Here is a 22,839-nt window from a genome sequence, read left to right as displayed (position 1 = left end):
CGATGCATCTGTGAAGATGTATTCTGCCGCGCATGGACGGCGTACGACTGCTGCGGCTCGGCAAGCGACTGACCGAGCTCGGCCGGGAGATGGTCACCGACCACGCCTCGGCGACCCTCTCCCCCGGCGAGATCGCGGTGATCTCCGACGTGTACCGGCACCCGGACACCTCGGTGCAGGACATCCGGGTCCGCACCGGCTTCGCCCAGAGCCACGTCTCCACCTCGGTCGCCCGGCTACGCGAACGCGGCCTGCTGGACGCCGCGACCGACCCGGCGGACGGCCGCCGCACCCTGCTGCGCGCCTCCGAACTCGCCCGCGGCTACATCAGGGCCCGGGTCGCCCGACCGGCCGAACCCGTCATCGCCAGGGCCGTCCCCGACCCGGAGCAGGCCCGCCGGGTCGCCGAGCTGCTCGACGAACTGGCCGCACTGCTGCTCCCGCAGGACACCGAGGCGCGCACGCCCGCGCCGGACACCGATGCGCGCATGCCCGCGCCGGACACCGACGCGCGAACGGGCGGACCCGGCCACCGTCGATGACCATGGACGGGTCGGGAACCCCTCGTCCCGCCATGGTCCGCACCGCCGAACAGGCCGTACCCCCGGCGGACCGTCCAGCCATCGGAGGCCGTCAATGATCAAGATCACCGAAATCCGCGAGTGGCGCGGGCACGACGTGGTCGACCAGGAGAGCAAGAAGATCGGCACCCTGGAGAACATCTACGTCGACACCGCCACCGACCTGCCCTCCTTCGCCACCGTCACGGTGGGCCCGATGTTCAGCAAGCGCCGCCTGGTGTTCGTGCCGGTCGCGGACGCGGTGGTCGGGCCGGACTACGTGCGGGTCCCGTACGACCGCAACCTCGTGAAGGGCGCACCGTCCATCGACCCCGACGGCATCCTGGCCGCCGAACAGGAACCCGAGGTGTTCTCGCACTACAACCTCGACTACGCCACCGGCGCGGGCGGCGAACGGCGCCTCGCCCGCCGCTGACACCGCTGCGCGGGCAGCGGAAACGGCTCAGGCGGCCAGGCCCGGCCGGTGCCGCTCGACGTCCGCCTTGAACGCGGCGAGTTCGTCGATGACGTGCCGGTCGGTGAAGCCGAGGCCCTCCACCAGGTGGTCCCAGAGGCCGTGCGGCTCGGTGTCCAGCTGCAGCATCACCCGGGTGCCGTCCTCCATGTCGGCCCCGGCGCGGTGGAACGTGACCACGCCGGAGTGCCCGGTCCGGTCCTCGCCGCCGCTCCAGGCGATCCGCTCCAGCGGCACCACCTCGGTGGCGGCGGCCCCGCGGCCCGCTCCGCCACGCATGCAGGCGGGTAGCGACACGCGATCGGTCCACGCGCGGTAGACCGCCTCGATCGGGGCGTCGATCTCCACGGATTCCTCGATCCGGCCCATGGTGTTCTCCTCTCCTCACCGAATGCGGCCGCCCGGCTGCGGTCCGCGTCCGGGCTGCGCCTGCCCCGTCCGCCGGCCGGCATGCACCGGCAGCCGGGGGGGGTGCAGGCACGGAAACTTCACACGTTTGCCAGGCATGACCCTCAGCCGATCGGGTACCCGGGGACGGACCGGCCGGAGACGAGGCAAGGAAAGGCATGCCTGTGCCCACTGATGAACTTCTCCTGTCCGCACCCGCCGGGGCGACCTCCGAGCCGCTCGGAGCGCCCTCGGCCGCCCAGGCCGACGCCCTCGCGGACCCGACCCACGCGAACCGCGTTCTCGCGGACCCCGCCAGCGCCCTCGCGGACCCCACCCACACGGACCGCGTTCTCGCGGACCCCGCCAGCGCCCTCGCGGACCCGACCCACACGGACCGCGTTCTCGCGGACCCCGCCAGCGCCCTCGCGGACCCCACCCACGCCACGCCCGCCGACGCCCGCGAGCTGAGCCGCGTGCTGCTGCGCCGTCTGGCGGGCCTGGAGGAGGGCACCCGGGAGTACTCGTACGTCCGCAGCACGCTGGTGGAGCTGAACCTGACGCTGGTCCGGTTCGCGATCCGCCGCTTCGGCCGCACCAAGGAGCCGTACGAGGATCTGCTGCAGGTCGGCTCGGTCGGCCTGATCAAGGCCATCGACCGCTTCGACCCCGGCCTCGGGGTGGAGTTCACCACGTACGCGGTGCCGACCATCGTCGGCGAGATACGGCGCCACTTCCGCGACACCACCTGGTCCGTCCATGTGCCGCGCCGGCTCCAGGAGTTGCGCCTCGACCTGGCCAGGGCGCAGGACGCGCTGGCGCAGACGCTGGACCGCGAGCCGACCGTCGCCGACCTCGCCGCGCACCTGTCGCTGCCCGAGGAGCACGTGATCGAGGGCCTGGCCGCCGCCAACGCGCACACCGCCGGCTCGCTCGACCTGACCGTCCCCGGCGAGAGCGACGGGCAGCAGCCCGCCGAACGCCTCGGCCGGGTGGACGGCGGGTACGGGCTGGTGGAGCACCTGGTCGCGCTGAAGCCGCTGATCGCCCAACTCCCGGAGCGTGAACGGCTGATCCTCTCGATGCGATTCACCGAGGACCTCACCCAGTCGCAGATCGGCGCCCGCCTCGGCCTGTCCCAGATGCACGTGTCCCGGCTGCTGTCCCGCACCCTGGCCAGGTTGCGCACCGGCCTGACCGCCGACGGCGACGAGATCTGACGTTACGTCAACTCCGTGTAGCGCAAGGGCTTTTGACCCCGACCACCCCACCGCACAGCGCACCCGGCCTCGACCGTCGCGCCCGCCGTGCGTATGGTCGAACCAGACCGGTCGAGGGAACAGGACGAGGATGCCAGCCGAGAACATGCCCGTGGCCCCCCTGGCGGTGGAGGTGCGGCACACGCCGTCGAACGCGGCGGTGTGCACGCTGTCGGGCGATCTGGACATCGAGACCCTGGAGCCCGCCCGAGAGGCGCTGGACCAGCTGCTGGCCCAGCGCCTCCGGACGCTCGTGATCGACCTCGGGCGGGTCGACTTCTGCGACTCGTCCGGGCTGAACCTGCTGTTGCAGACCCGGATGACCGCGGCCGACACCGAACTGCCGTTCCGGCTCGCGGCGCTCTCCGGGCCGGTCCGGCACTTGCTCGAACTGACCGGCGCGAAAGCCGTGTTCACCATCCACGACACTGTGGACGCGGCCCTCGACGCCGACCGGTGAGACCCTCCGTCCGCGTACCGTCCGCCGCACCAGGCATAATCCGGCCCCGGCCGGGCAACCGACCCGTGAGCCTGCCGTCGAGACCGAAGGGAACCCGCCCGTGACGCCCAGTCGGGGAACCCTGGACGGCGACCGCCCGGACGCCGGCGCGGTCCTGCCCCCCGGCGGCCAGCGCCGCCGGCTGCGGCTGGCGGGCATCCCCCGGCCGGTGGCCCGGGCCCGCGCGTTCACCGCTGAGGCGCTCGCCGACTGGTCGTGGTCCACCCCGTCCGACGCCGACCTCGGCGAGGACGTCGTGCTGCTGGTCGCCGAACTCGTCGGCAACGCCATGCTGCACGCCGGCGGCCCGCTCGAACTCGTCCTGGACGCCACCCCGGCCCGCCTGCGGGTCGAGGTCTCCGACGCCTCCTCCGTCCTGCCCGCCCTGCGCACCCCCCACCGCCCCGGTCTCCCCGGCGGTCACGGCCTGTACATCGTGCAACGCACCGCCGACCGCTGGGGCGCCGACCCGCACGCCCGCGGCAAGTCCATCTGGGCGGAAATCGACGCCTCCCGGCTACGCGCGTAGGCCGCGCGCGCCGGCAACCGCGAAGGCGGCCCCCTGCGATCGGAGGCCGCCTCTCTCTGCGCCGCTCACCGGCCGCGACTGCCTCACCGGCCGCGATTGCGTTGCCGGCCGCGACTGCCTCACCGGCCGCGATTGCGTCGCCGCCGGCGCAGCATGTGCCGCCGCTCCTCCTCGGTGCGGCCGCCCCACACCCCGTAGCGTTCCCGGGTGGCGAGCGCGTGCCGCAGGCACCGTTCGCGGACGGGGCAGCGGGCGCAGACCGCCTTCGCGGCCCGGTCGCGGTCGTCGTGGGCCTGGCCGCGCTCGCCGGCCGGGTGGAAGAACAGCCGGGAGTCGGCGGCCCGGCAGGCGCCCTGCAGCTGCCAGTCCCACTCCTCCTCGATGGCGGCGGGCAGACGGGAGATCACGGTCATCGGCTTCCTCCTGGCGATCAGACAGTCGGATCGACGGACGAACTGGTGTGCCCGTCCGTGTAACCGCGATCCGCCGCCCGAACCGCCCTCGGCGCCGGTTCCTGCGAGGCTTGGGGGCCGCTCCGGTCAGTCCTCCTCGGGCTCCGGCGGCGAGGACACCGGCACGGCGAACTCGGGACCGTCCTCCGCCGTCTTCTCGCTCTCGTCCGGCGGCGGCGAGCCCTCGGCGGTCATCTCGGCCTCCGGAGTCTCGGTGGGCGGCCACTCGTCGGCCGGTGCGTCGTGCGTTCCGTGCGTTCCGTGCGTGTGATGCGACATCTCGCCTCCCGCAGCAGTCGTCGCCCCCTCGTCTCCATGGTGCGTCCCGATCCGCCGCCGCACCCGGCCATCGCGCTCCGCGTTCTTCCCGCAACGGACCGTCCCCGGCGCCCGGTTGGCACCATCGCGACGACAGGCGCACGGTGGACGGGGGGCCCGTTGTCCGCTGTCGCGAGAGGAGAGTGTGGCCATGTCGTCCAAGCGACGCCGCAAGAAGAAGGCCCGCGCCAGGCACAAGGCGAACCACGGCCGTCGGCCCCAGTACTGAGGCCCACCCGCGTTCCCCAAGTGCCCAGCACCGAACGCCGACGATCCCGAAACGGCCGCCAATTCCGGACCCAGCCCCGGACGGCGGCCGCTTCCACGCTCTGCCGGCGCTCAACTCACCGCGCTTCCCCGCCCACCCGACGTCGCCCGCCCGACGTCACCCGCCCGCCCGACGTCACCCCGCCCGCCCGACGTCATCCCGCCGTCCCGACGCGGGCCTCCGCCCGGGCGTGTGCGGCAGCCCTGATCGGGGACAGGCCGCAGGCCCACACCATCACCGCGCCGAGCAGCCGGGCCAGTGGGCGGTCCCAGAGGCGGCGTACCAGCCAGGGGCGGCGGATGCCGAGTTCGTTGCGGGCCCAGCCGGGCAGCAGCCCGACGGCCGCGTCGGTGAGCACCCGCACCGCGAGCCGCTCGCGCCGGCTGCGCCCGAAGCCTCGCAGGAGCGCGACGGCCTCCAACGCCTCGGGGCCGGCCCGCAGTTCGCCCCGCACCCGGGCCAGGTAGGCGGCGACCTCGGCGCGCGAGCCGGGCACCCCGTCCGCGCCGAGCAGCTCGCCGATCAGCGCCACCTCGGACAGGTACGCATCGCACCCGGCACCGGTCAACTTCCGCTGCCCGGCAAAGACTTGGTGCCCCAGCAGGAAGCAGGACACCTCCGCGGTGTGCACCCAGCAGAGCAGTTCGGGATCGTCGGCCCGGTACGGCCGGCCCGTCGCGTCGAAGCCCCGGACGTACCGGTGGATGCGGCGCACGCCCGCGATCGCGGCCTCCGCGGCCGCGGAGGAGCCGAGCGTGGTGGTGGAGACGAACCGCGCGGTGCGGTGCAGCCGCCCGGTGGGGTCGGTGCGGTAGTCGGAGTGCTCGGCGACGGCGCGCATCGCCACGGGGTGCAGCGATTGGAGCATCAGCGCGGCGAATCCGCCGACCAGCATCCCGGCGGGGTGTTCGTGCACCCGCCACACCACGCTGGACGCACCGAACAGCCCGGGGTCGCCCAGCGGCCGGTCGTAGCGCTCCATATGAAGGTCGGCGCCGTGCACTGTCGCGTTGATCTCCCGCAACAGCCTCCGCCGCAGCACCTGAACCGGCCGCCGCCACCCGCCTGTCACCGCCGTGCACCTCCCGGCCCCTGATCTTCCCTGGTTCTCCCTGCCGCCACCCTACGCCGCGCGGCCCCGCCACCGAACGGGGCTGACAGCACACCCGGCGACCAGCTAGGATCACCGGCGATGACTACTCATGGATTGGAGGTCCCGTCCCTTCGAAGTGAGTGCTGATGCACGACACTTCGCTGATGGACGAGGACACTCGTACCTGCTTCTGGCCGCGCGTACGGCAGTTCGCCGTTCCCCCGGCCATGATCGATACCGCCACCGCCCGCCGCGAGGCCGGCGACTGGGGCGGCGCCTGCGCTGCTGCCCGGTTCGACGTGGAATTCGACGTCCGGGCTGTCGCCCGCGCGTACGGTTCCGAGCTTGCCGGTCAACTGCGCTCCGACCTACGCCACTTGGCTCCGGACCTGCTGCGCTGGCACCTGCCGCGGACGGCCCCTGACGGGCTGCTGCGGCCGGGGCTGCGCGCCACGCTCGCCCGCTACCCGCGGGACGGACCTGCCGCGTTCCACCTGGTGGCGCACACCGCGCCGCGCCACGCGGCGTCGGACCAGCGGATCGGACTTTCGCTGTGGCACGCGGATGCCCCGGCGGGCCGCCCTCAGCCACGTTTCCGCCTCGACCTGCACCGACACCTCTGGGACGCCCGCCGCGCCCCCGAACTCGCCGACCGGACAAGTGATCTGACGTACAGTCAGTTCGCCGACACCGGATGGGAGTTCGAGGCACGGCTGCTGCGCACGGCGGACGGGCTCCCGCCCGACACGCCGGTCGCGGTGCGGCTGTCCTCCCGCCAGTTCCTGCTGCTCGACCCCACCGGCGGGGCCGTCGGCGCGGAGCTGCGTGCGGCGCGCGGCCTGCCGGTGCTCCCGGACGCCGCCACCTGGGCCCCGCCCGACGTGTGGCTGCTGCGCTCGGGGGCGCTGGACGCCGACCGGTTGCATCCGCTGGTCGCGGCGGCGCTCGTCCCGGGCCACCGCCCGGCGCGCGCGGCGCCGCCGTCCTCGGCGGATCCGCTGCTGGTGGACTGCCGGGGCGCCCGGCACCGGCTCGCGCTGGTGGACGGCCGGCTCACCGCACTGGACCATCCGCCGGAGCAACTGCGGCGCGAGGAACTGCTGTTGGCGTTCGGCGGCCCACCGCTGCCCTGCCTTCAGGCCATCGACCGCGCGCACCGGCAGCCCGACGACCTGGACGCCATCGTGCAGCGGCTGCTGCACGGCGACCGGTCCGGCGCGCTCACGGCCGTCCGTCAAGTGATCGGCGGGGAAGCACCGTTGCTCCCCGGACCGCTCGCCGACCGGCTCGCCGAGGACGACAGCCAACGGCAGACGGCCGCGCTGCACCGGGCCGGGCTCGACCCCGGCCGGCTTCGCCGTGCCCGCACAGCCGCACTCGCGCTGTCCGAACCGCTGCCGAACGGCCGCCCGCACCGTCCCCGCCCGCCACGCGGCCACCGGTGGTGCCTCCGCACCGACTGCGCCTTCGCACACCGGCACTGACCTTCGCCCGGCGCAACCCGAAGCACCGGCATCCGACTCTTCCCTCCCCAGGTGATCACCCATGCCTTCCACCGCCCAACTCGCCGTCGCTGACAACCTGTTGACGCTTCTCGCCGAGTCCACCACCGAACCCCGCCAGGACCTCCAGATCGAGGCCCTGACCCTCGCCGTCGCCGCCGATCTCCCCGTCCTTCTCTGGGGCGAACCGGGCATCGGCAAGACCGCCGCGCTGAACCAGCTCGCCGCCGAACTCGACCTGCCGCTCACCACGGTGATCGCCAGCGTGCACGAGCCGTCCGACTTCTCCGGCCTGCCGGTGATCGGCGCGGACCCGGCCACCGACGGTGTGCCGCTCGCCCCGCCGGACTGGGCGGTGCGCCTGGTCCGGCAGGGCCGCGGGCTGCTGTTCCTCGACGAACTCTCCACCGCCCCACCGGCCGTGCAGGCGGCGCTGCTCCGCCTGGTGCTGGAGCGCCGCATCGGGGCGCTCCAACTCCCGCCGGGCGTAAGGATCGTGGCGGCGGCCAACCCGCGCGCGTCGGCCGCCGACGGCTGGGAGCTGAGCGCACCGCTCGCCAACCGGTTCGTCCACCTCGACTGGATGCACGACCCGCAGGTGGTGGTGCGCGGCCTCGGCGGGGTGTGGCCGCGCGCCGAACCGCCCCGGCTGGACGCCGAACGGCTGCCCGCCGCCGTCGAGTTCGCCCGCCGCGCGGTGTGCGACCTGCTGACGGTGCGACCCGAACTGACCCACCGGCTGCCGTCCGCCGAAACCCGGCGCGGCAGGGCCTGGCCCTCGCCGCGCAGTTGGGAGATGACGATGCGGCTGCTGGCGTTCGGTTCGGCCGCCGGCTCGTCCCGCGAGGTGCTGTCGATGCTGGTGCGCGGCACGGTCGGTGACGGGCCCGGCCTCGAACTGCTGGCCGTCGTCGACCGGATGGACCTGCCCGCCCCCGAGGACCTGCTCGCCGACCCGGACAACGCCGAACTGCCGGCCCGCGGCGACCTGCGGCAGACCGTGCTGGACGCGGTGGTCGCCGCCGTCCGCTCCCGGCCGACCCGGCAACGCTGGGACGCCGCCTGGGCGTTGATGACGCGGGCGCTGCAGACCGGCACCGCGGACGTGCTGGTGGTACCCGTCACCACGCTCACCTCACTGCGCCAACCCGACTGGGAGGTACCGGCGTTGATCGAACGGTTCGCGGGCGCGCTGGAACTGTCCCGCCGGGCCGACCGGGCCGCCGCCCGGGTCAGCGCCGCCGCCGGTGCGGGCCGCCGATGAGCACGCACCGCCCGGCCGCCAGCCCATCGACACCGACCCCACCCGCGTCGACCGCGCCGAAGCCGCGCCCGCCGAAGCCCCGCCCCGCACCCGTCCCGCACCGGCCGCACGACCCGAAACAGTGCGCACCCCACCCGCGCGCGCCCCGCCCGGCCGGGCCGCCGCTGGACCTGGAGAAGCTGTACGCGGCCCGCCTGCAGGCGGTCCGGGCCCGCCCGTACCTGGCCACCGCGCTGTTCGCGATGCAGGTGGTCGAATCGGTACAGGTGCCGACCATGGCGGTGGACCGGTACTGGCGCTGCTACGTCTCCCCCGCGTTCGTGGCCGCCCGGTCGGAGGAGGAACTCGCCTCGATCTGGGTGCACGAGGTCTCCCACCTGCTGCGCGACCACGCCGCCCGCGGCGACCGGGCGATGCGCAAGTACCGGCTGTACGGGCCGGAGGGCCGGCTGCGGATCAACCTGGCGGCGGACTGCGAGATCAACGACGACGTGTTCGGCGACGGCCTGGTCCGCCCGAAGGACGCCGTCTACCCGGAGACCCTCCGCCTGCCGCCGGGCCTGCTGATGGAGGAGTACCTGACGAGGTTCACGCTCGGCCCGCAAACCGACCTCACCGGCTGGGTGGAGTGCGGAAGTTGCGCGGACGGCCTGGACCGCGCGTGGGAGCTCGGCCCGGACGGCAGCCAGGGGCTCCAGCCGCACGAGAGCGACCTGGTCCGGTTCCGGGTCGCCGAGGGCATCCTCGGGCGGCCGGGCGAGACCCCGGCGGGCTGGCGGCGCTGGGCCCGGGAGGCGTTCCATCCGCCGCAGCCGTGGCGGGAGTTGCTCGGCGCGGCGGTCCGCTCGGCGGTGGCCGGCGCGGGCGCGGGCTCCGACTACACGTACGGCCGCCCGGCGCGCCGCGCCACCGCCCTTCCGGGCGTGGTACTGCCCGCGCTGCGCCACCAACTGCCGCGGGTGGCCGTGGTGGTGGACACCTCCGGCTCGGTCAGCGACCAGGAGCTGGGCACCGCGCTGCTGGAGATCGCCGCGATCGCCCGCACCCTCGGCGGGCGGCGCGAGCTACTGTCGGTGATCTCCTGCGACGCCGCCGCCGGGCAGGTCCAACGGATCGGCGGCGACGGCATGTTGACGCTGGTCGGCGGTGGCGGCACCGACCTGCGGGAGGGCTTCGCGGCCGCGCTGCGCCTGCGCCCCACCCCGGACGTGGTGGTGGCGCTGACGGACGGCCAGACGGCGTGGCCGTCCCGCCAGCCGGCCTGCCGGACGGTGGTCGGCCTGTTCCGCCGCCCCTCCCACATCAACGAGGACGATCCGAACTATCGGCCGGAGCGACCGCCGGAGTGGGCGCGGGTGGTGCAACTCGGCTGAGCACCACAGAAGTTCAGCTCAGCCGGAAGTGCAGGGTGTCGCCGGGGCGGGCCTGCGCGGCGGCACCGAGGTCGGCCCGGCGGACCACCGCGATGACGGGGTAGCCGCCGGTGACGGGGTGGTCGGCCAGGAACAGGATCGGCCGCCCGGACGGCGGCACCTGCAGCGCCCCGCCGACCATGCCCTCGGAGGGGAGTTCGCCGGTGCGGGCGCGCTCCAGGGCGGGCCCGTCCAGCCGCATGCCGACCCGGTCGCTGTCGGGGGTGACGGTGTACGGCTCGGTGAGCAGGGTGCGCAGCGCGCCGGCGGTGAACCAGTCCTCGCGCGGGCCGGGCAGTACGTGCAGCACGGTGCGGTCGGCGGGGGCGGGTCGCGGGGCGTGGTCGGCGGTGGGCCAGCCGGTGGCGGCGTCGCCGAGGGGCAGCAGTTGGCCGGCCGCCAGCCGGTCGGGGCCGATTCCGGCGAGTGTGTCGGTGGCACGCGAGCCGAGCACCGGGGGGACGTCCAGGCCGCCGCGGACGGCGAGGTAGACCCGCAGGCCGCGGGTGGGGGTGCCGAGGCGCAGCCGGGCGCCGGCGGGGACGCGCAGCGGGGTGCGGGCGGGAGCGGCGCGGCCGTCGATCCAGGCCGGGCAGTCGGCGCCGGTGAGCGCGCAGGTGGTGGCGCGGGGGAAGGCCAACTCGAGTCCGCCCATGGGCGCTTCGAGGCCGGCGGCATCCTCGGGGTTGCCGACCAGCCGGTTGGCCAGCCGCAGCGCGTCGCGGTCGGCGGCCCCGGCCCGGCCGACGCCGAGCGCGGCCAGCCCGGGGCGTCCGAGGTCCTGCACGGTGGCGCCGAACCCGGCGCGGACGACCAGCAGTTCGGCGCGCGTCATGCCCCACTCCCCGCACTCTCCGACACCTCGACGAAGCGGACGGCGGTGCCTGGGCGCAGTCGGGTGGGCGGGTCGGCGGCGGGGTCCCACAGGGTGAGTGCGGTGCTGCCGAGCAGGTGCCAGCCGCCGGGCGAGGGGCTGGGGTAGATGCCGGTGTACTCGTCGGCGACGGCGACGGATCCGGCGGGCACCCGGGTGCGGGGTTCGCTGCGGCGGGGCAGGCGCAGTTGCGGGTCGAGGCCGGTGAGGTAGGCGAAGCCGGGGGCGAAGCCGCAGAACGCGACGCGGTAGTGCGCGGCGGTGTGCCGTTCGATCACCTGGCGTTCGGTCAGCCCGGCGCGGGCGGCGACCTCCGCGAGGTCGGGTCCGTCGTAGCGGACGGGCACGCGGACGGCGTCGGGCTCGTCGGCGGTGCGGGCGGCGGCGGTGCGCGGCAGGGCGGCGAGGGCGGCACGCAGGCGGTGCGGGTCGGTGACGCGGGGGTCGTAGCGGACCAGCACGGTGCGGGCGGCGGGGACGAGTTCGGTGACGCCGGTGGGTGGTGCGGTGCGCAGTGCACCGTGCAGCTGCTGGACCTGGTCGGCGGTGTCGACCTCGACCAGGACGGCGTCGCTCCCGCATGGCAGTACTCGCACCGGACCGTCCTGTTCCGTTCGCCCGGCCACTGCTGGGCCGTCCTCGGCTCAAGCTACCAAGCGTGCGACGGGTGCGGTGCGTACGCCGTACACCGGAGCGCGGTCCGCGCCGGACGGAGGCCGCGGCAGGCGGACGCGGCAGGCGGAGGCGGCGACATCAGGCGGACGCGGGAATGCCGTCCGCGGCCCCCGACCGCTCGGTGTGCGGGGGTCGCGGACGGTGCGCACGGCGCAGGCCACGCTCCCGCGCCGTGGGCCGCCCCGGTCTAGGCCGGGGTCGCTTCGCGTTCGGCGAGACGGCGCGCCTTGCGCTTGCTCAGGGGTTGGTCGGGGAGCCAGCCGAAGGCCAGGGTGCTGCCGACCAGGCCGAGCAGCAGGCCGATGAAGAACCCTCCGATGTTGGAGGTGATCCAGCTGCCGAGGGTGGCGAGGACCGCGACCAGGGAGTAGAAGAGCCGCTGCACGGGGTGGAAGATCAGCAGCAGTCCGCAGAGCACCATGAGGGTCGGGATGACGTAGCCGGCCAGGCCGAGCAGGCCGATGCGGATGACCATGTGCATCGGGGCTTTTTCGGTGAACAGGATCTCGGCGCCGGCCAGGGTGACCAGCAGGCCGCCCCAGAACGGGCGGCGGTCGCGCCAGCCCGCGAAGCCGGTGCGGGCGGGAACGGCCGGCGGGGCGTCCACGACGGGGTCTTCGGAACCGGTGGGCCGGGCGGCCGCGGTGTTCTCGGCCGCCCGGTCCGGTGCCGAGTCGAACTCAGCAGCCATCGGTGCTGAAGCTGAGGTGCATGTTGGGCAGCCGGAACACTCCGGCGGTGGTGGCGTAGTTCCGCTGGCGGAAGTGGTCGACGGTCACCTCGTCGCCCTGCTGGCCGAACATTCCGGGCGGGCCCTGGACGGGGCCCTTGTCGAAGGTGCTGGCGTCACGGCCGACTTCGAGGCCCTTGAACTCGGCCTCGCCGCTCATCAGGTCGGAGTCGGTGGTGAGGTTCTCCGCGTGCACCGGGGTGCCCTTGTCGCCCGCCGTGATCAGCAGGTTGATGCCGCCCAGGTTGACGCTCTGGCAGAGCTTGGTCAGGTCGGCCGACTTGACGGCGGTCTGGATCAGGAACAGCTGGCCGCCGGTGTCGCCGGCGTTCGGGCTGTTCTCGATCATGTTGTCCAGTACGCCGAACTGCGCGACCCCGGTGCCGTGCAAACGGTCGGCGGTGACCTCGAACGCCATGCCGGAGATGGCGAACTGGTTGGCGAGGACGTTCTGCGCGGTCAGGGTCACCAGGACGCCGGCGGTCACGCAGGCGGGTATCGCCATCAGTGCGGCGCGGCGCAGCCGGACCCGGCCACGCCCGGAGGGGGTGACTGCGGGTTGTTCTGCGGGGTGGGGCATGTGCAGCTCCAGAGGGTTCGAGTGGGGGTGCGCTGCTCGCGGGCGGTGAGGTCCTGGCGTGGACGGATGCGTCAACGAGCTTTTCTTGCAATGAAGTTGACGATCTTTCTCATACCTGTGAGCTGTCTGGAAGTTACCCCGGGGTACATGGCGGGTCAATACTTCGCGCACCGTCCCCACACATCTGAACGTCAGTCAACTCCTGTGACTGGAATGACCATTGGGGCGAGGAATCACTCGAACTCCGCTCACCGACCTGCCAACTTCCGCACATCTCCTTGACGTTGCCGTCCGACCCCCCATAGAACTTGGCGATGTACCCGGCGGTAACCCCGCGCTGTCAGGGCGCGGCCCCGGGTGATATTCCGCCTCGAATGTCGGCGCCCTCGTGACCCCGGGCGCCGCGCCCGACACCACGTCCCGCCCGGCACCACGTCCCGCCCCGGTATCACGTCCCGCCCCGGCGGTACGGACCGGCCCCGGTACCACGGACCGCCCGGCGGCAGGTGCGGTCGTACGCCTTCGGGCCAGTCGCTCGTGGCGTCGAGCGACCCACCCGCTCGCCGAACACCCGCACGCCGCACCACTGTTGAAGCGTCCAGCACCGGCCGCCACCCCCCGACCCCTTGCCGTGAGGAGTTCCCCCACCATGCGCCGTACCCAGCCGGACCTCTCCGCCAGCAGCTCCGACCGCCCCGCCGCCCGCCGCGGCTCCCGGCGGCTGCTCGGCCGCCTCGCCGTCCCGGCCGCGCTGGCCAGTGCCGCGCTGCTGGCCGGCACCGTCCCGGCCTCCGCCGCCGCACCGGGCGGGCCGTACACCGGCATGGGCAACTGCCCGCTGACCGCGCCCGCCATGACGGACCCGGCGAACCTCCAGGTCGGCTGCATGGTGTCGATCACCAATGGCGGCAAGTTCACCCTGGGCAGCACCGTGGTGCCGTTCAACTCCCCGATCAAGCTCCAGTTCGGCTTCTACTGGGACAAGTCCGGGCCCACGGTGACCTTCCCGGACGGCACCACCGCCAACCAGTACACCGTGGTGCCGCCCACCAACGGCCCGCTGATGAGCGCGCCGATGGTGGAGATCACCATCCCGGGCATCGCGAACTTCCTGCCGGGCATCACCAGCGTCTTCGCCCAGGTCGAACTGGCGGGCCCCGTCACCAAGTTCACCCCGATGGCGACCGGCGAGCCGTACCCCGTCTTCCAGCTGCCGATCAAGCTGCACCTGTTCAACGCGCTGTTCGGCCCGGACTGCTACGTCGGCTCCAACTCCGCGCCGCTGGTGCTGAAGCCCACCACCGGCACCACCGCCCCGCCCGCGCCGACCGCCCCCATGACCGGCGACCCGGGCACCGTCGACCTCAACATGGACCCGAACGGCCACAACGCGCTGGTGATCTCCGAGAACAACGCGAACCTGGTCGACAACACCTTCTCGGTACCCGGCGCCAACGGCTGCGGTCTGCTCGGTTCGCTCAACCAGATCATCAACTGGACCATGAACCTGCCCGCCACGCCCGGCAAGAACTCGGTGAGCTTCCAGCAGACCAACGCCAACTTCGCGCTGGACGAGAGCCTCTCCGACCTGACCGCCGCGATGGCCGCCAGCGCCGCCCACTGACCCGTTCGTGAAGCGGCCGCCGGCCGCTCCCCCACCGACTCGTGCCCGCCCCCGCGGGCGGGCACGCGCTCCGCACCCCCGGAGCAGCGCCCCGGCCACCCGGCCGCGGCCACCCTCACCGGACGCCCCACCCACCGGAAGGAACCCTCATGCGCAACCGTCTCGTCGCCGGCGCCGGCGCCCTGATCGCCGCCACCGCCCTGGTCGCCCTCCAGACCGGCACCGCCAACGCCACCGTGGCCGGGCCCCTCCTCTACACCAGCAGCGGCGTCGCCGTGAACGCCGGCGACGCGCTCTCCGCCGACCTGGTCACCGGCACCGCGGCGACCATGTTCAATCCCGGCACCACCACCGGCGTCACCTGCACCGCCTCCCACATCGGCGGCACCGTCGGCACCAACCCCCTCGTCTCCCCGACCACCAGCGGCACCGCGTCCGGCCCGGTCAACACACTGACGTTCAGCGGCTGCACCTCCAACGTGCCCGGCGTCACCGGGGTGATCAGCCTGACCATGAACAACCTGCCGTACACGCTCGCCATCTCCGACACGGCCGGCTACCCGGTGGCTCTCACCCCCTCCGCAGGCGTGATCCAGGCCACCGCCGTCCTCAAGACGCTTGCCGGAACCGCCACTTGCGTCCTGCACGCGAGCGTCCTGAACGGCAACGCCACCAACGTCCCGCCGCAGATCAACCTGGTCAAGCAGCTCCTCACCAAGACCTCCGGCCCGAGCATCTGCTTCCCGAGCATCGAGTTCACGGCCTCCTACGGCCCGGTCACCGACACCGCTCCGGGCAACGGCCAGGTCGTCCTCGTCAACTGACGCTCCGCACCCGGCACTTCGGCGCCGCGCCCTCCCCGGGGCGCGGCGCTCCGCCATAGCGGGACGTCAACTCTCCCTGCCCGTGGTGCGCGCCTGCACCCGCTCCCCCACCGGAAGGAACCCTCGTGCGCAACCGCCTCTTCGCCGGAGCCGCCGCCCTGGCCGCCACCACCGCCCTGATCGCCCTCCCCGGCACCGCCGACGCCACGACCCGAACCCCGGCTCTCCACACGATCAACGTCGGCGGCCCGCTGTCCACGGACCTCGCCTACGGCACCGTGGCCACGATGTACAGCCCGGGCACCACCACCGGCGTCAAGTGCACCGCCTCCCACATCGACGGCACACTCGCCGCCAACCCGAACACACTCACCCTGTCCGGCCCGGTCAACGTGCTGACGTTCAGCGGCTGCACCTCCAACGTGCCCGGCGTCACCTCGGTGACCAGCCTGACCATGAACAACCTGCCCTACACGCTCAGCATCTCCGACACGGCCGGCTACCCGGTGGCTCTCACCCCCTCCGCGGGCAGCGTGATCCAGGCCACCGCCGTCCTCAAGACGCTGGCCGGAAACGCCACTTGCGTCCTGCACGCGAGCGTCCTGAACGGCAACGTCACCAACGGCCAGACGCAGATCGACCTGGTCAAGCAGGTACTCACCAAGACCTCCGGCCCGAGCATCTGCTTCCCGAACATCGAGTTCACGGCCTCCTACGGCCCGGTCAGCCTATTCAACTGACGCTCCGCACCCGGCACTTCGGCGCCGCACCCGCCCCGGGCCGCGGCGCTCCGCCATGCCGGACCGTCAACTCTCCCTGCCCGTGGTCCGCGCCCGCACCTGCACCCGTTCGCCCTGCGGAAGGAAGGAACCCTCGTGCGCAACCGCCTCCTCGCCGGCGCCGCCGCCCTGGCCGCCGCCACCGCCCTGATCGCCCTCCCCGGCACCGCCGACGCCGACGCCGACGCCTACGCCAGCGACGGCGCCGTTCTCTACACCGCCAACAACGTGCCCGTCAGCCCCGGCGACCCGATGTCGATCGACCTGACCAACGGCACCGTGGCGACGATGAACAACCCGGGCACCACCACCGGCGTCAAGTGCACCGCCTCCCACCTCTCCGGCTACGTCACCTCCAACCCCGCCGCCACCGGCTCCGCCACCGCGTCCAGCCAAATCGACGCGCTGACCTTCAGCGGCTGCACCTCCAACGTGGTCGGCGTCACCGGCGTGACCAGCCTGACCATGGACTACCTGCCCTACACGCTGAGCGTCACCGACTCGCCCGGCTACCCCGTCACGCTCGCCCCGGTGTCAAGCACCCAGCCCAAGGTCACCGCGATCCTCAAGACGGTGACCGGCACCGCCACCTGCATCTACCTCTCCACCGGGTCGGCCATTTACGCCAACGCCACCAACGTCCCGCCGCGGATCAACCTGAGCCTCCAGCGCTACGTCAAGATCGCCGGGCCGAGCATCTGCTCCGCGAACATCGACTTCACCGCCTCCTACGGCCCGGTCACGGACACCGCCCCGGGCAACGGCGGCATCGTCCTCGTCCAGTAACACCCCGCACCAGCCACCCCGGTGCCGCGCCCTCCCCGGGGCGCGGCACCCCGCCGCACCCTGGCCGGCACACGCCCCCGCTCCCCCTGCGGAAGGAACCCTCGTGCGCAACCGCCTCTTCGCCGCCGCCCTCGCCGCCACCACCGCCCTGATCGCCCTCCCCGCCGGCAGCGCCGGCGCCGCGCCCAAGACCCCGGCCCTCCCCGCCGTCGGCAACCCGCTGTCCGCGGACCTCGTCCCCGGCACCGTGGTGACGATGTACTCCCCGGGCTCCACCTCGGGCTTCAAGTGCACCGCCTCCCACCTCGGCGGCACGCTCGCCGCCGACCCGAACGCCCCGGGCACCTTGTCCGGCCCGGTCGACACGCTCACCTTCGGCGGCTGCACCACCAACATTCCCGGCTTCGTCTCCGTGACCAGCCTGACCATGGACAACCTGCCGTACACGCTCGCCGTCTCCGACGCGCCCGGCAACCCGCTCGTTCTCCTCCCGACCTCGGCGGGCTACCTCCAGGCCACCCTCGTCGCCAGGACGCTGGCCGGAAACCTCACGTGCGTCTTCCGCGCGAACGTCCTGAACGGTAACGCCACCAACAACCTGACGCAGCTCAACCTGAGCGCCCAGAACCTCACCAAGGCGGCCGGCCCGAGCCTCTGCTTCTCGTCCATCGACTTCTCCGCTTCCTACGGACCGGTCACGCAAGGCGCCGCCGCTCTCGTCAACTGACGTTCCCGACCCGGAAGTTCGGCGCAGCGCCCGCACCTGCACCTTCTCCCCAACGGAAGGAACCCCCGTGCGCAACCGCCTCTTCGCCGCCGTCACCGCCCTGATCGCCCTGATCGTCCTCCCGGCCGGCACCGCCGGCGCCATGCCCGCAACCCCGGCCCGCCCCACCGTCGGCGGCCCGCTGTCCACGGACCTGGCCTACGACGATGCGACGCTGTTCTACCCGGGCACCACCAGTGGCACCAAGTGCGCCGCCTCCCACCTCGGCGGCACGCTCGCCGTCAACCCGAGCAGCCCGGGCACCCTGTCCGGCCCGGTCAACGTGCTGACGTTCAGCAGCTGCGTCTCCAACACCATCGGCGTTACCGCCGTGATCAGCCTGACCGTGGACAACCTGCCGTACACGCTCGCCATCGCCGACACGGCCGACTCCCCGCTGGTTCTCGCCCCCACGAGCGGCTCCATCCAGACCACCGTCGTCCTCAAGACGCTGGCCGGAGTCGCCACCTGCGTCTACCGCGCGAACTTCCTGAACGGCAACCTCACCAACAACCTCACGCAGATCACCCTGGTCAAGCAGCTGCTCACCAAGTCCTCCGGCCCGAGCATCTGCTACCCGAGCCTCGAATTCACGGCTTCCTACGGCCCGGTCAACCTCTTTAACTGACGCTCCACACCCGGCACTTCGACTCCGCCCCCGCTCCCGGAGGCGGCGCTCCGCCCTGACGGCCCGTCAACTCTCCTTGCCCGTGGTCCGCGCCCGCACATGCACCCGCTCCCCCTGCGGTCCGAACAGGCTCAGGAACTCCACCGGCGTCGAGCCCGCGTTGGTGAACACGTGCGGCGTGCGGGTGTCGAACTCGGCCGCCTCGCCCGCCTTCAGCACCACGTCGTGCTCGCCGAGCCGCAGCCGCAGCTGACCGGACAGCACGTACAGCCACTCGTGGCCCTCGTGGGTGCGCTGCTCGGCGTCCTCCCGGGTCCCCGGCGGGACGATCGTCTTGTACGCCTGCATCCCGCCGAGGTTGCGGGCCAGCGGCAGGTACGTCCACCCGTGCCGGACGAACGGACGCAGCCGCACCCGCGGATCGCCCGTCGGAGGTGCGTCCACCAGCTCGTCCAGCGCGACCCCGTGCGCCCGGGCCAGCGGCAGCAGCAGCTCCAGGGTCGGCCGGCGGCCGCCCGACTCCAGCCGAGACAGCGTGCTCACCGAAATGCCGGTCTCCTCGCTGAGCTGCGCGAGCGTGGTGCCGCGCTGCTGCCGGATCGCCCGCAGCCGCGGCCCTACCGCCGTCAGCACCGCCTCGAAGTCCTCACTCAACTCGGCACTCCTCCCGTTCGACATCCACTCACCCTCCATTTGCCACCTCAGCAACATTGTTTGTCAATCCGGCCACGGCGCCGCACCATCGATCCATGACCGCCACCCACCGCGATTCGCACCCGCACCCTGCCCGCCACCACGACGTCCTGGTCGTCGGCGGCGGCGCCGCCGGACTGAGCGGCGCCCTCGTCCTGGCCCGGGCCCGCCGCTCCGTCCTGGTCGTCGACGCCGGCCGGCCGCGCAACGCGCCCGCCGAGGGCGCCCACGGCCTGCTCGGCCAGGAGGGCGTGCCGCCCACCGAGCTGCTCGCCCGCGGCCGGGCCGAAGTCGCCTCGTACGGCGGCGAGTTCCACGACGCCGAGGTGCGCGGCATCACTCGGCAGCCGGACGGCGCCTTCCGCGCCGAGCTCTCCGACGGCAGCGCCGTGCACGCCCGCCGGGTGCTGCTGGCCACCGGCACCACCGACGTCCTGCCCGAACTGCGGGGCCTGGCCGAGCGCTGGGGCCGGCAGGTGCTGCACTGCCCGTACTGCCACGGCTGGGAGGTCCGCGACCGCCGGATCGCGGTGCTCGCCACCGAGCCCGCCGTCGCCGTTCACCAGGCGCTGCTGTGGCGCCAGTGGAGCTCCGACGTCACGCTGCTCGCCCACAATGCCGGCCCGTTCACCGAGCAGCAGCGGCGCGAACTCGCCGCCCGCGGCATCACTGTGCACACCGGCGAGGTCGTCGCCGTCCTCCCCGAGAACGAGGCCGACGCGCTCACCGGCGTCCGGCTCGCCGACGGCACCGTGATCGACTGCGACGCGCTCGGCGTCGGCACCGGCCTCGCCGTGCGCGCACCGTTCCTGGCCGGTCTCGGGCTCACCCCGACCGCGCTGGTCCGCGACGGCGTCAAGCTGGGCGAACGCCTCGCCACCACCGACCCGGCCGGCGCCACCGAGGCCCCCGGCGTGTGGGCGGTCGGCAACCTCACCGACCCGATGGCCCAGGTCGCCGTCGCCGCCGCCGACGGCCTGCGGGCCGCCGCCGCCATCAACGCCGACCTGATCGCCGAGGAGACCCGACTCGCCGTCGAGGCCGTCCAGTTCTGGGAGAACCGCTACGGCGAGAGCGAGCAGATCTGGAGCGGCCGGCCCAACGCCTCGCTCACCCACGAGGTCACCGGCCTCGCCCCCGGCCACGCCCTCGACCTCGGCTGCGGCGAGGGCGGCGACGCGATCTGGCTGGCCCAGCAGGGCTGGCAGGTCACCGCCGTCGACATCTCCCAGGTCGCCCTGGACCGGGCCGCCGCCCGCGCCGCGGCCGCCGGCGTCGCCGACCGGATCAGCTGGCAGCGCACCGACCTGGCAAACGCTTTCCCGTCCGGCTCCTACGACCTGGTCTCTGCCCAATTCCTGCACTCCCCAGCCGAGTTCCCGCGCGAGCGGGTGCTGCGCCGCGCCGCCGACGCGGTCGCCCCCGGCGGTACCCTGCTGATCGTCAGCCACGCCGTCGCCCCCGCCCGGCACCAGAACCACGCCCCCGACGAGGCGCACCCGCAGGACGGCGCGCACACCCACGACCACGCGCACAACGACGACGAGCACAACCACAAGCACGCCGGGATGACCTTCCCCACCCCCGCCGAGGTGCTCGACTCCCTGCACCTGGCCCCGGGCGCCTGGACGGTGGAGCGCGCCGAGGAGCACCCCCGCCGCGACCACCCCGAGCACCCCGTCACCGACCCCGACGCCCGCCCGCACCGCGACTCCACGGTCCACCTGCGCCGCGCGGCCTGACCCACCCCGCACTCCCCCTCTCTACGGCCGCCCGCGCACGCACGCGGGCGGCCCCTTCTCGTCCACCCGCCCGTTCTCGTCCACCCGCCCGACGCGCCACCCACCCGACCAGCCGTCCGCCCGACCAGCCACCCGCCCGACGCGCCACCCGCCCGACCAGCCACTCACCCGCCGAGCCACCCGCCCGACCGGCCGTCCGCCCTATGATCACGGCGTGCCCGCAATCCGCCCCGCGTCCCGTCCCAGGTTCCGCCCCGGCTTCCGCAAGGCCCTGGCCAACCACGAGGGCGCGGTGCTGCGTTGGCTGTCGATCGCGTTCCGCGTCGCCGCCGTGCTGCTCCTGCCGTGGATCGTCGACCTGGCCCTGAACGTCCGCGGCCACTTCGGTGCCCGCAACCTCTCCAACTCCTGGGTCTGGCTGGACCTGATCGAATCCGCCGCGCTGCTCTCGCTGGCCTCCCTGGTCCACCGCCGCCACCGCGCCACCAGCCCGATCGCTTCGGCCACCGCCGTCCTGCTGGCCATGGACGCGTTCTTCGACCTCTGGTCCGCCCACCGCGGCGACGCCTTCCGCACCGCCGAGATATTCGCCTACGTCGCCGAACTCCCCAGCGCCGCCCTGCTCGCCCTCCTCTCCTGGTACTCCCTGCCCTGGGCCGCCGCGCTCCGCCCGACCCCGATCACCTGACACTCAGTTCCCTCAGCCAGGACACCGAGTCCCCTATCACTCCACTTGACCCCGCCGAAGAGTGGATCTGTGGCACGGAGTGTGGTCTAGTGGGGGTACTGAGTTCCCTCCGCGCCGTGAAAGGACAAGGTGGCCGTGAGCTTGAGGATCGTTGTCTGTGTGAAGTACGTGCCCGACGCGACCGGTGATCGTCGCTTCGCGGACGATGCGACCACCGATCGGGAGGGCGTGGACGGCCTCCTGTCGGAGCTGGACGAGTACGGCGTCGAGCAGGCGCTGCGGATCGCGGAGGCGAACGACGGCGCCGAGGTGACGGTGCTGACGGTGGGCCCGGACGACGCGAAGGACGCGCTGCGCAAGGCGCTGTCGATGGGCGCGGACAAGGCCGTGCACGTCAACGACGACGACATCCACGGCACGGATGTGATGGGCACCTCGGCGATCCTGGCCGCGGCGCTGGAGAAGACCGGGTACGACCTGGTGGTGTGCGGCATGGCGTCGACCGACGGCACGATGGGCGTGCTGCCCGCGCTGCTCGCGGAGCGCCTGGGTGTCGCGCAGGCCACTCTGCTGTCGGAGGTCTCGGTCTCGGGTGGCACGGTGACCGGTCGCCGGGACGGCGACGCGGCGACGGAGACGGTGCAGGCGGCGCTGCCGGCGGTGGTGTCGGTGACCGACCAGTCCGGTGAGGCCCGCTACCCGTCGTTCAAGGGCATCATGGCCGCGAAGAAGAAGCCGGTGACCTCCTTCGACCTGGACGACCTGGGCATCGACGCCGACGCGGTGGGTCTCGCGGGCGCGTGGACGAAGGTCGCGGACATCACCGCCCGCCCCGCGCGGAGCAAGGGCGTCATCGTGACCGACGAGGGCGACGGCGGCAAGCAGCTCGCCACCTACCTCGCCGAGCAGAAGTTCATCTGACGGGCCGCCAGGAACCATCGAAGGATACGGAGTTAGTCATGAGTGAGATCCTGGTCCTGGTCGACCACGCCGACGGCGCGGTGCGCAAGCCCGCCCTGGAACTGCTGACCCTGGCCCGCCGTCTGGGCACCCCCTCCGCCGTGGTCCTCGGCGCCGGCGACAGCGCCGCGGGCATCGCCGCCAAGGCCGCGGAGTACGGCGCGGCGAAGGTCTACACCGCCGACGCCGACGAGTTCACCACCCTCCTCGTCGTCCCCAAGGTCGACGCCCTCACCCAGATCGCCAAGACCACCAATGCCGCCGCCGTGCTGGTCACCTCCAGCGGCGAGGGCAAGGAGATCGCCGCCCGCACCGCGCTGCGGCTGGGTTCGGGTCTGATCACCGACGCGGTGGACCTGGAGGCCGGCGAGAGCGGTCCGGTGGCGACGCAGTCGGTGTTCGCGGCGTCGTTCCAGGTGAAGTCGGCCGTCACCACCGGCGTGCCGGTGATCACGGTGAAGCCGAACAGCGC

General features: G+C 73.3%; 26 protein-coding genes and 1 pseudogene. 18 read left to right on the top strand and 9 right to left on the bottom strand.

Annotated elements, in window-relative coordinates:
* Positions 1-32: 32 nt before the first annotated feature.
* Together ACGFWJ_RS19565 and ACGFWJ_RS19560 are read left to right on the top strand one after the other, a co-directional pair.
* A complete protein-coding gene (locus ACGFWJ_RS19565) occupies positions 33-542 on the top strand; it encodes a MarR family winged helix-turn-helix transcriptional regulator (RefSeq protein WP_392951038.1) in 510 nt (169 codons plus the stop codon).
* Between the two features lie 94 nt (positions 543-636).
* Positions 637-996: a PRC-barrel domain-containing protein gene (locus ACGFWJ_RS19560; protein ID WP_387649843.1), complete on the top strand. Its 360-nt coding sequence runs from the start codon at positions 637-639 to the stop codon at positions 994-996.
* Between the two features lie 27 nt (positions 997-1,023).
* Here the strand turns inward: ACGFWJ_RS19560 and ACGFWJ_RS19555 are convergent, their stop codons facing one another.
* The gene (locus ACGFWJ_RS19555; RefSeq protein WP_392951035.1) at positions 1,024-1,404 is read right to left on the bottom strand and encodes a cyclase; all 381 of its coding nucleotides are present in this window, start codon (positions 1,402-1,404) and stop codon (positions 1,024-1,026) included.
* Positions 1,405-1,601: 197 nt separating this feature from the next.
* Between ACGFWJ_RS19555 and ACGFWJ_RS19550 the strand changes: the two genes are divergently transcribed.
* The 3 genes from ACGFWJ_RS19550 (at position 1,602) to ACGFWJ_RS19540 (ending at position 3,709) form a co-directional block, all read left to right on the top strand.
* Entirely contained in the window at positions 1,602-2,642 is a 1,041-nt protein-coding gene (locus ACGFWJ_RS19550) for an RNA polymerase sigma factor SigF (protein WP_392951033.1), read from the top strand.
* 145 nt (positions 2,643-2,787) lie between these two features.
* On the top strand, positions 2,788-3,141 hold the full coding sequence (locus ACGFWJ_RS19545; RefSeq protein WP_387649835.1) for an STAS domain-containing protein: 354 nt from the start codon (positions 2,788-2,790) through the stop codon (positions 3,139-3,141).
* 100 nt (positions 3,142-3,241) lie between these two features.
* On the top strand, positions 3,242-3,709 hold the full coding sequence (locus tag ACGFWJ_RS19540) for an ATP-binding protein (protein WP_392951030.1): 468 nt from the start codon (positions 3,242-3,244) through the stop codon (positions 3,707-3,709).
* Positions 3,710-3,828: 119 nt separating this feature from the next.
* Here ACGFWJ_RS19540 and ACGFWJ_RS19535 read toward each other — a convergent pair whose 3' ends face one another.
* From ACGFWJ_RS19535 to ACGFWJ_RS19525, 3 genes are all read right to left on the bottom strand, one after another.
* Positions 3,829-4,122, bottom strand: a complete 294-nt coding sequence (locus tag ACGFWJ_RS19535) for a WhiB family transcriptional regulator (RefSeq protein ID WP_392951027.1) — start codon at positions 4,120-4,122, stop codon at positions 3,829-3,831.
* A gap of 126 nt (positions 4,123-4,248) precedes the next feature.
* Positions 4,249-4,440: a hypothetical protein gene (locus tag ACGFWJ_RS19530; protein ID WP_387649827.1), complete on the bottom strand. Its 192-nt coding sequence runs from the start codon at positions 4,438-4,440 to the stop codon at positions 4,249-4,251.
* 461 nt (positions 4,441-4,901) lie between these two features.
* Positions 4,902-5,819 carry an oxygenase MpaB family protein gene (locus ACGFWJ_RS19525; protein ID WP_392951024.1) on the bottom strand — a complete coding sequence of 306 codons (918 nt, stop codon included), beginning with the start codon at positions 5,817-5,819 and terminating at the stop codon, positions 4,902-4,904.
* Between the two features lie 167 nt (positions 5,820-5,986).
* Between ACGFWJ_RS19525 and ACGFWJ_RS19520 the strand changes: the two genes are divergently transcribed.
* The 3 genes from ACGFWJ_RS19520 (at position 5,987) to ACGFWJ_RS19510 (ending at position 9,979) form a co-directional block, all read left to right on the top strand.
* Positions 5,987-7,324, top strand: coding sequence for a hypothetical protein (locus tag ACGFWJ_RS19520; RefSeq protein WP_392951022.1), 1,338 nt, complete (start codon positions 5,987-5,989; stop codon positions 7,322-7,324).
* A 61-nt stretch (positions 7,325-7,385) separates the two neighbouring features.
* Positions 7,386-8,606, top strand: a complete 1,221-nt coding sequence (locus ACGFWJ_RS19515) for an AAA family ATPase (RefSeq protein WP_392951020.1) — start codon at positions 7,386-7,388, stop codon at positions 8,604-8,606.
* A complete protein-coding gene (locus tag ACGFWJ_RS19510) occupies positions 8,603-9,979 on the top strand; it encodes a VWA-like domain-containing protein (RefSeq protein ID WP_392951017.1) in 1,377 nt (458 codons plus the stop codon). Before ACGFWJ_RS19515 ends, ACGFWJ_RS19510 begins: the two co-directional genes overlap by 4 nt.
* Positions 9,980-9,992: 13 nt before the next feature.
* On the opposite strand, the gene ACGFWJ_RS19505 is transcribed toward ACGFWJ_RS19510, so the two are convergent.
* From ACGFWJ_RS19505 to ACGFWJ_RS19490, 4 genes are all read right to left on the bottom strand, one after another.
* Positions 9,993-10,853: a biotin-dependent carboxyltransferase family protein gene (locus ACGFWJ_RS19505; protein WP_392951014.1), complete on the bottom strand. Its 861-nt coding sequence runs from the start codon at positions 10,851-10,853 to the stop codon at positions 9,993-9,995.
* Positions 10,850-11,488 (bottom strand): 5-oxoprolinase subunit PxpB, encoded by a 639-nt coding sequence (gene pxpB, locus ACGFWJ_RS19500; protein WP_392951012.1) that lies wholly within the window; start codon positions 11,486-11,488, stop codon positions 10,850-10,852. Before pxpB ends, ACGFWJ_RS19505 begins: the two co-directional genes overlap by 4 nt.
* A gap of 266 nt (positions 11,489-11,754) precedes the next feature.
* Positions 11,755-12,258, bottom strand: a complete 504-nt coding sequence (locus ACGFWJ_RS19495; RefSeq protein ID WP_392951009.1) for a DUF6114 domain-containing protein — start codon at positions 12,256-12,258, stop codon at positions 11,755-11,757.
* A complete protein-coding gene (locus ACGFWJ_RS19490; protein WP_392951006.1) occupies positions 12,248-12,877 on the bottom strand; it encodes a DUF6230 family protein in 630 nt (209 codons plus the stop codon). Before ACGFWJ_RS19490 ends, ACGFWJ_RS19495 begins: the two co-directional genes overlap by 11 nt.
* Before the next feature lie 649 nt (positions 12,878-13,526).
* Here ACGFWJ_RS19490 and ACGFWJ_RS19485 point away from each other — a divergent pair.
* From ACGFWJ_RS19485 to ACGFWJ_RS19460, 6 genes are all read left to right on the top strand, one after another.
* Positions 13,527-14,501, top strand: a complete 975-nt coding sequence (locus ACGFWJ_RS19485; protein WP_392951003.1) for a hypothetical protein — start codon at positions 13,527-13,529, stop codon at positions 14,499-14,501.
* A gap of 149 nt (positions 14,502-14,650) precedes the next feature.
* Positions 14,651-15,325, top strand: coding sequence for a Tat pathway signal sequence domain protein (locus tag ACGFWJ_RS19480; protein ID WP_387649802.1), 675 nt, complete (start codon positions 14,651-14,653; stop codon positions 15,323-15,325).
* Positions 15,326-15,450: 125 nt separating this feature from the next.
* Positions 15,451-16,065: a Tat pathway signal sequence domain protein gene (locus ACGFWJ_RS19475; protein ID WP_392951001.1), complete on the top strand. Its 615-nt coding sequence runs from the start codon at positions 15,451-15,453 to the stop codon at positions 16,063-16,065.
* Positions 16,066-16,200: 135 nt separating this feature from the next.
* The gene (locus ACGFWJ_RS19470) at positions 16,201-16,890 is read left to right on the top strand and encodes a Tat pathway signal sequence domain protein (RefSeq protein ID WP_392950998.1); all 690 of its coding nucleotides are present in this window, start codon (positions 16,201-16,203) and stop codon (positions 16,888-16,890) included.
* Between the two features lie 103 nt (positions 16,891-16,993).
* The gene (locus tag ACGFWJ_RS19465) at positions 16,994-17,617 is read left to right on the top strand and encodes a Tat pathway signal sequence domain protein (RefSeq protein WP_392950995.1); all 624 of its coding nucleotides are present in this window, start codon (positions 16,994-16,996) and stop codon (positions 17,615-17,617) included.
* Between the two features lie 67 nt (positions 17,618-17,684).
* Positions 17,685-18,284 (top strand): Tat pathway signal sequence domain protein, encoded by a 600-nt coding sequence (locus ACGFWJ_RS19460; protein ID WP_392950992.1) that lies wholly within the window; start codon positions 17,685-17,687, stop codon positions 18,282-18,284.
* A 66-nt stretch (positions 18,285-18,350) separates the two neighbouring features.
* Here the strand turns inward: ACGFWJ_RS19460 and ACGFWJ_RS19455 are convergent, their stop codons facing one another.
* Positions 18,351-18,962, bottom strand: a complete 612-nt coding sequence (locus ACGFWJ_RS19455) for a helix-turn-helix domain-containing protein (RefSeq protein WP_387649792.1) — start codon at positions 18,960-18,962, stop codon at positions 18,351-18,353.
* 71 nt (positions 18,963-19,033) lie between these two features.
* Here ACGFWJ_RS19455 and ACGFWJ_RS19450 point away from each other — a divergent pair, with 71 nt between their 5' ends.
* The 4 genes and pseudogenes from ACGFWJ_RS19450 to ACGFWJ_RS19435 all read left to right on the top strand — a co-directional run.
* Positions 19,034-20,719, top strand: a complete 1,686-nt coding sequence (locus tag ACGFWJ_RS19450; RefSeq protein WP_392950988.1) for an FAD-dependent oxidoreductase — start codon at positions 19,034-19,036, stop codon at positions 20,717-20,719.
* 214 nt (positions 20,720-20,933) lie between these two features.
* Positions 20,934-21,407 carry a hypothetical protein gene (locus ACGFWJ_RS19445; RefSeq protein ID WP_392950986.1) on the top strand — a complete coding sequence of 158 codons (474 nt, stop codon included), beginning with the start codon at positions 20,934-20,936 and terminating at the stop codon, positions 21,405-21,407.
* Between the two features lie 135 nt (positions 21,408-21,542).
* Positions 21,543-22,328 carry an electron transfer flavoprotein subunit beta/FixA family protein gene (locus ACGFWJ_RS19440; protein WP_392950984.1) on the top strand — a complete coding sequence of 262 codons (786 nt, stop codon included), beginning with the start codon at positions 21,543-21,545 and terminating at the stop codon, positions 22,326-22,328.
* 38 nt (positions 22,329-22,366) lie between these two features.
* Positions 22,367-22,839 (top strand): annotated as a pseudogene (locus ACGFWJ_RS19435) (electron transfer flavoprotein subunit alpha/FixB family protein); the annotation flags it as partial.

The sequence above is a fragment of the Kitasatospora sp. NPDC048407 genome (genome assembly GCF_043200475.1).
In the GTDB taxonomy this organism is placed as follows: Bacteria; Actinomycetota; Actinomycetes; order Streptomycetales; family Streptomycetaceae; genus Kitasatospora.
Note: the sequence above shows the minus strand (reverse complement) of the source record. Positions and strands in the feature narration are given on the sequence as shown.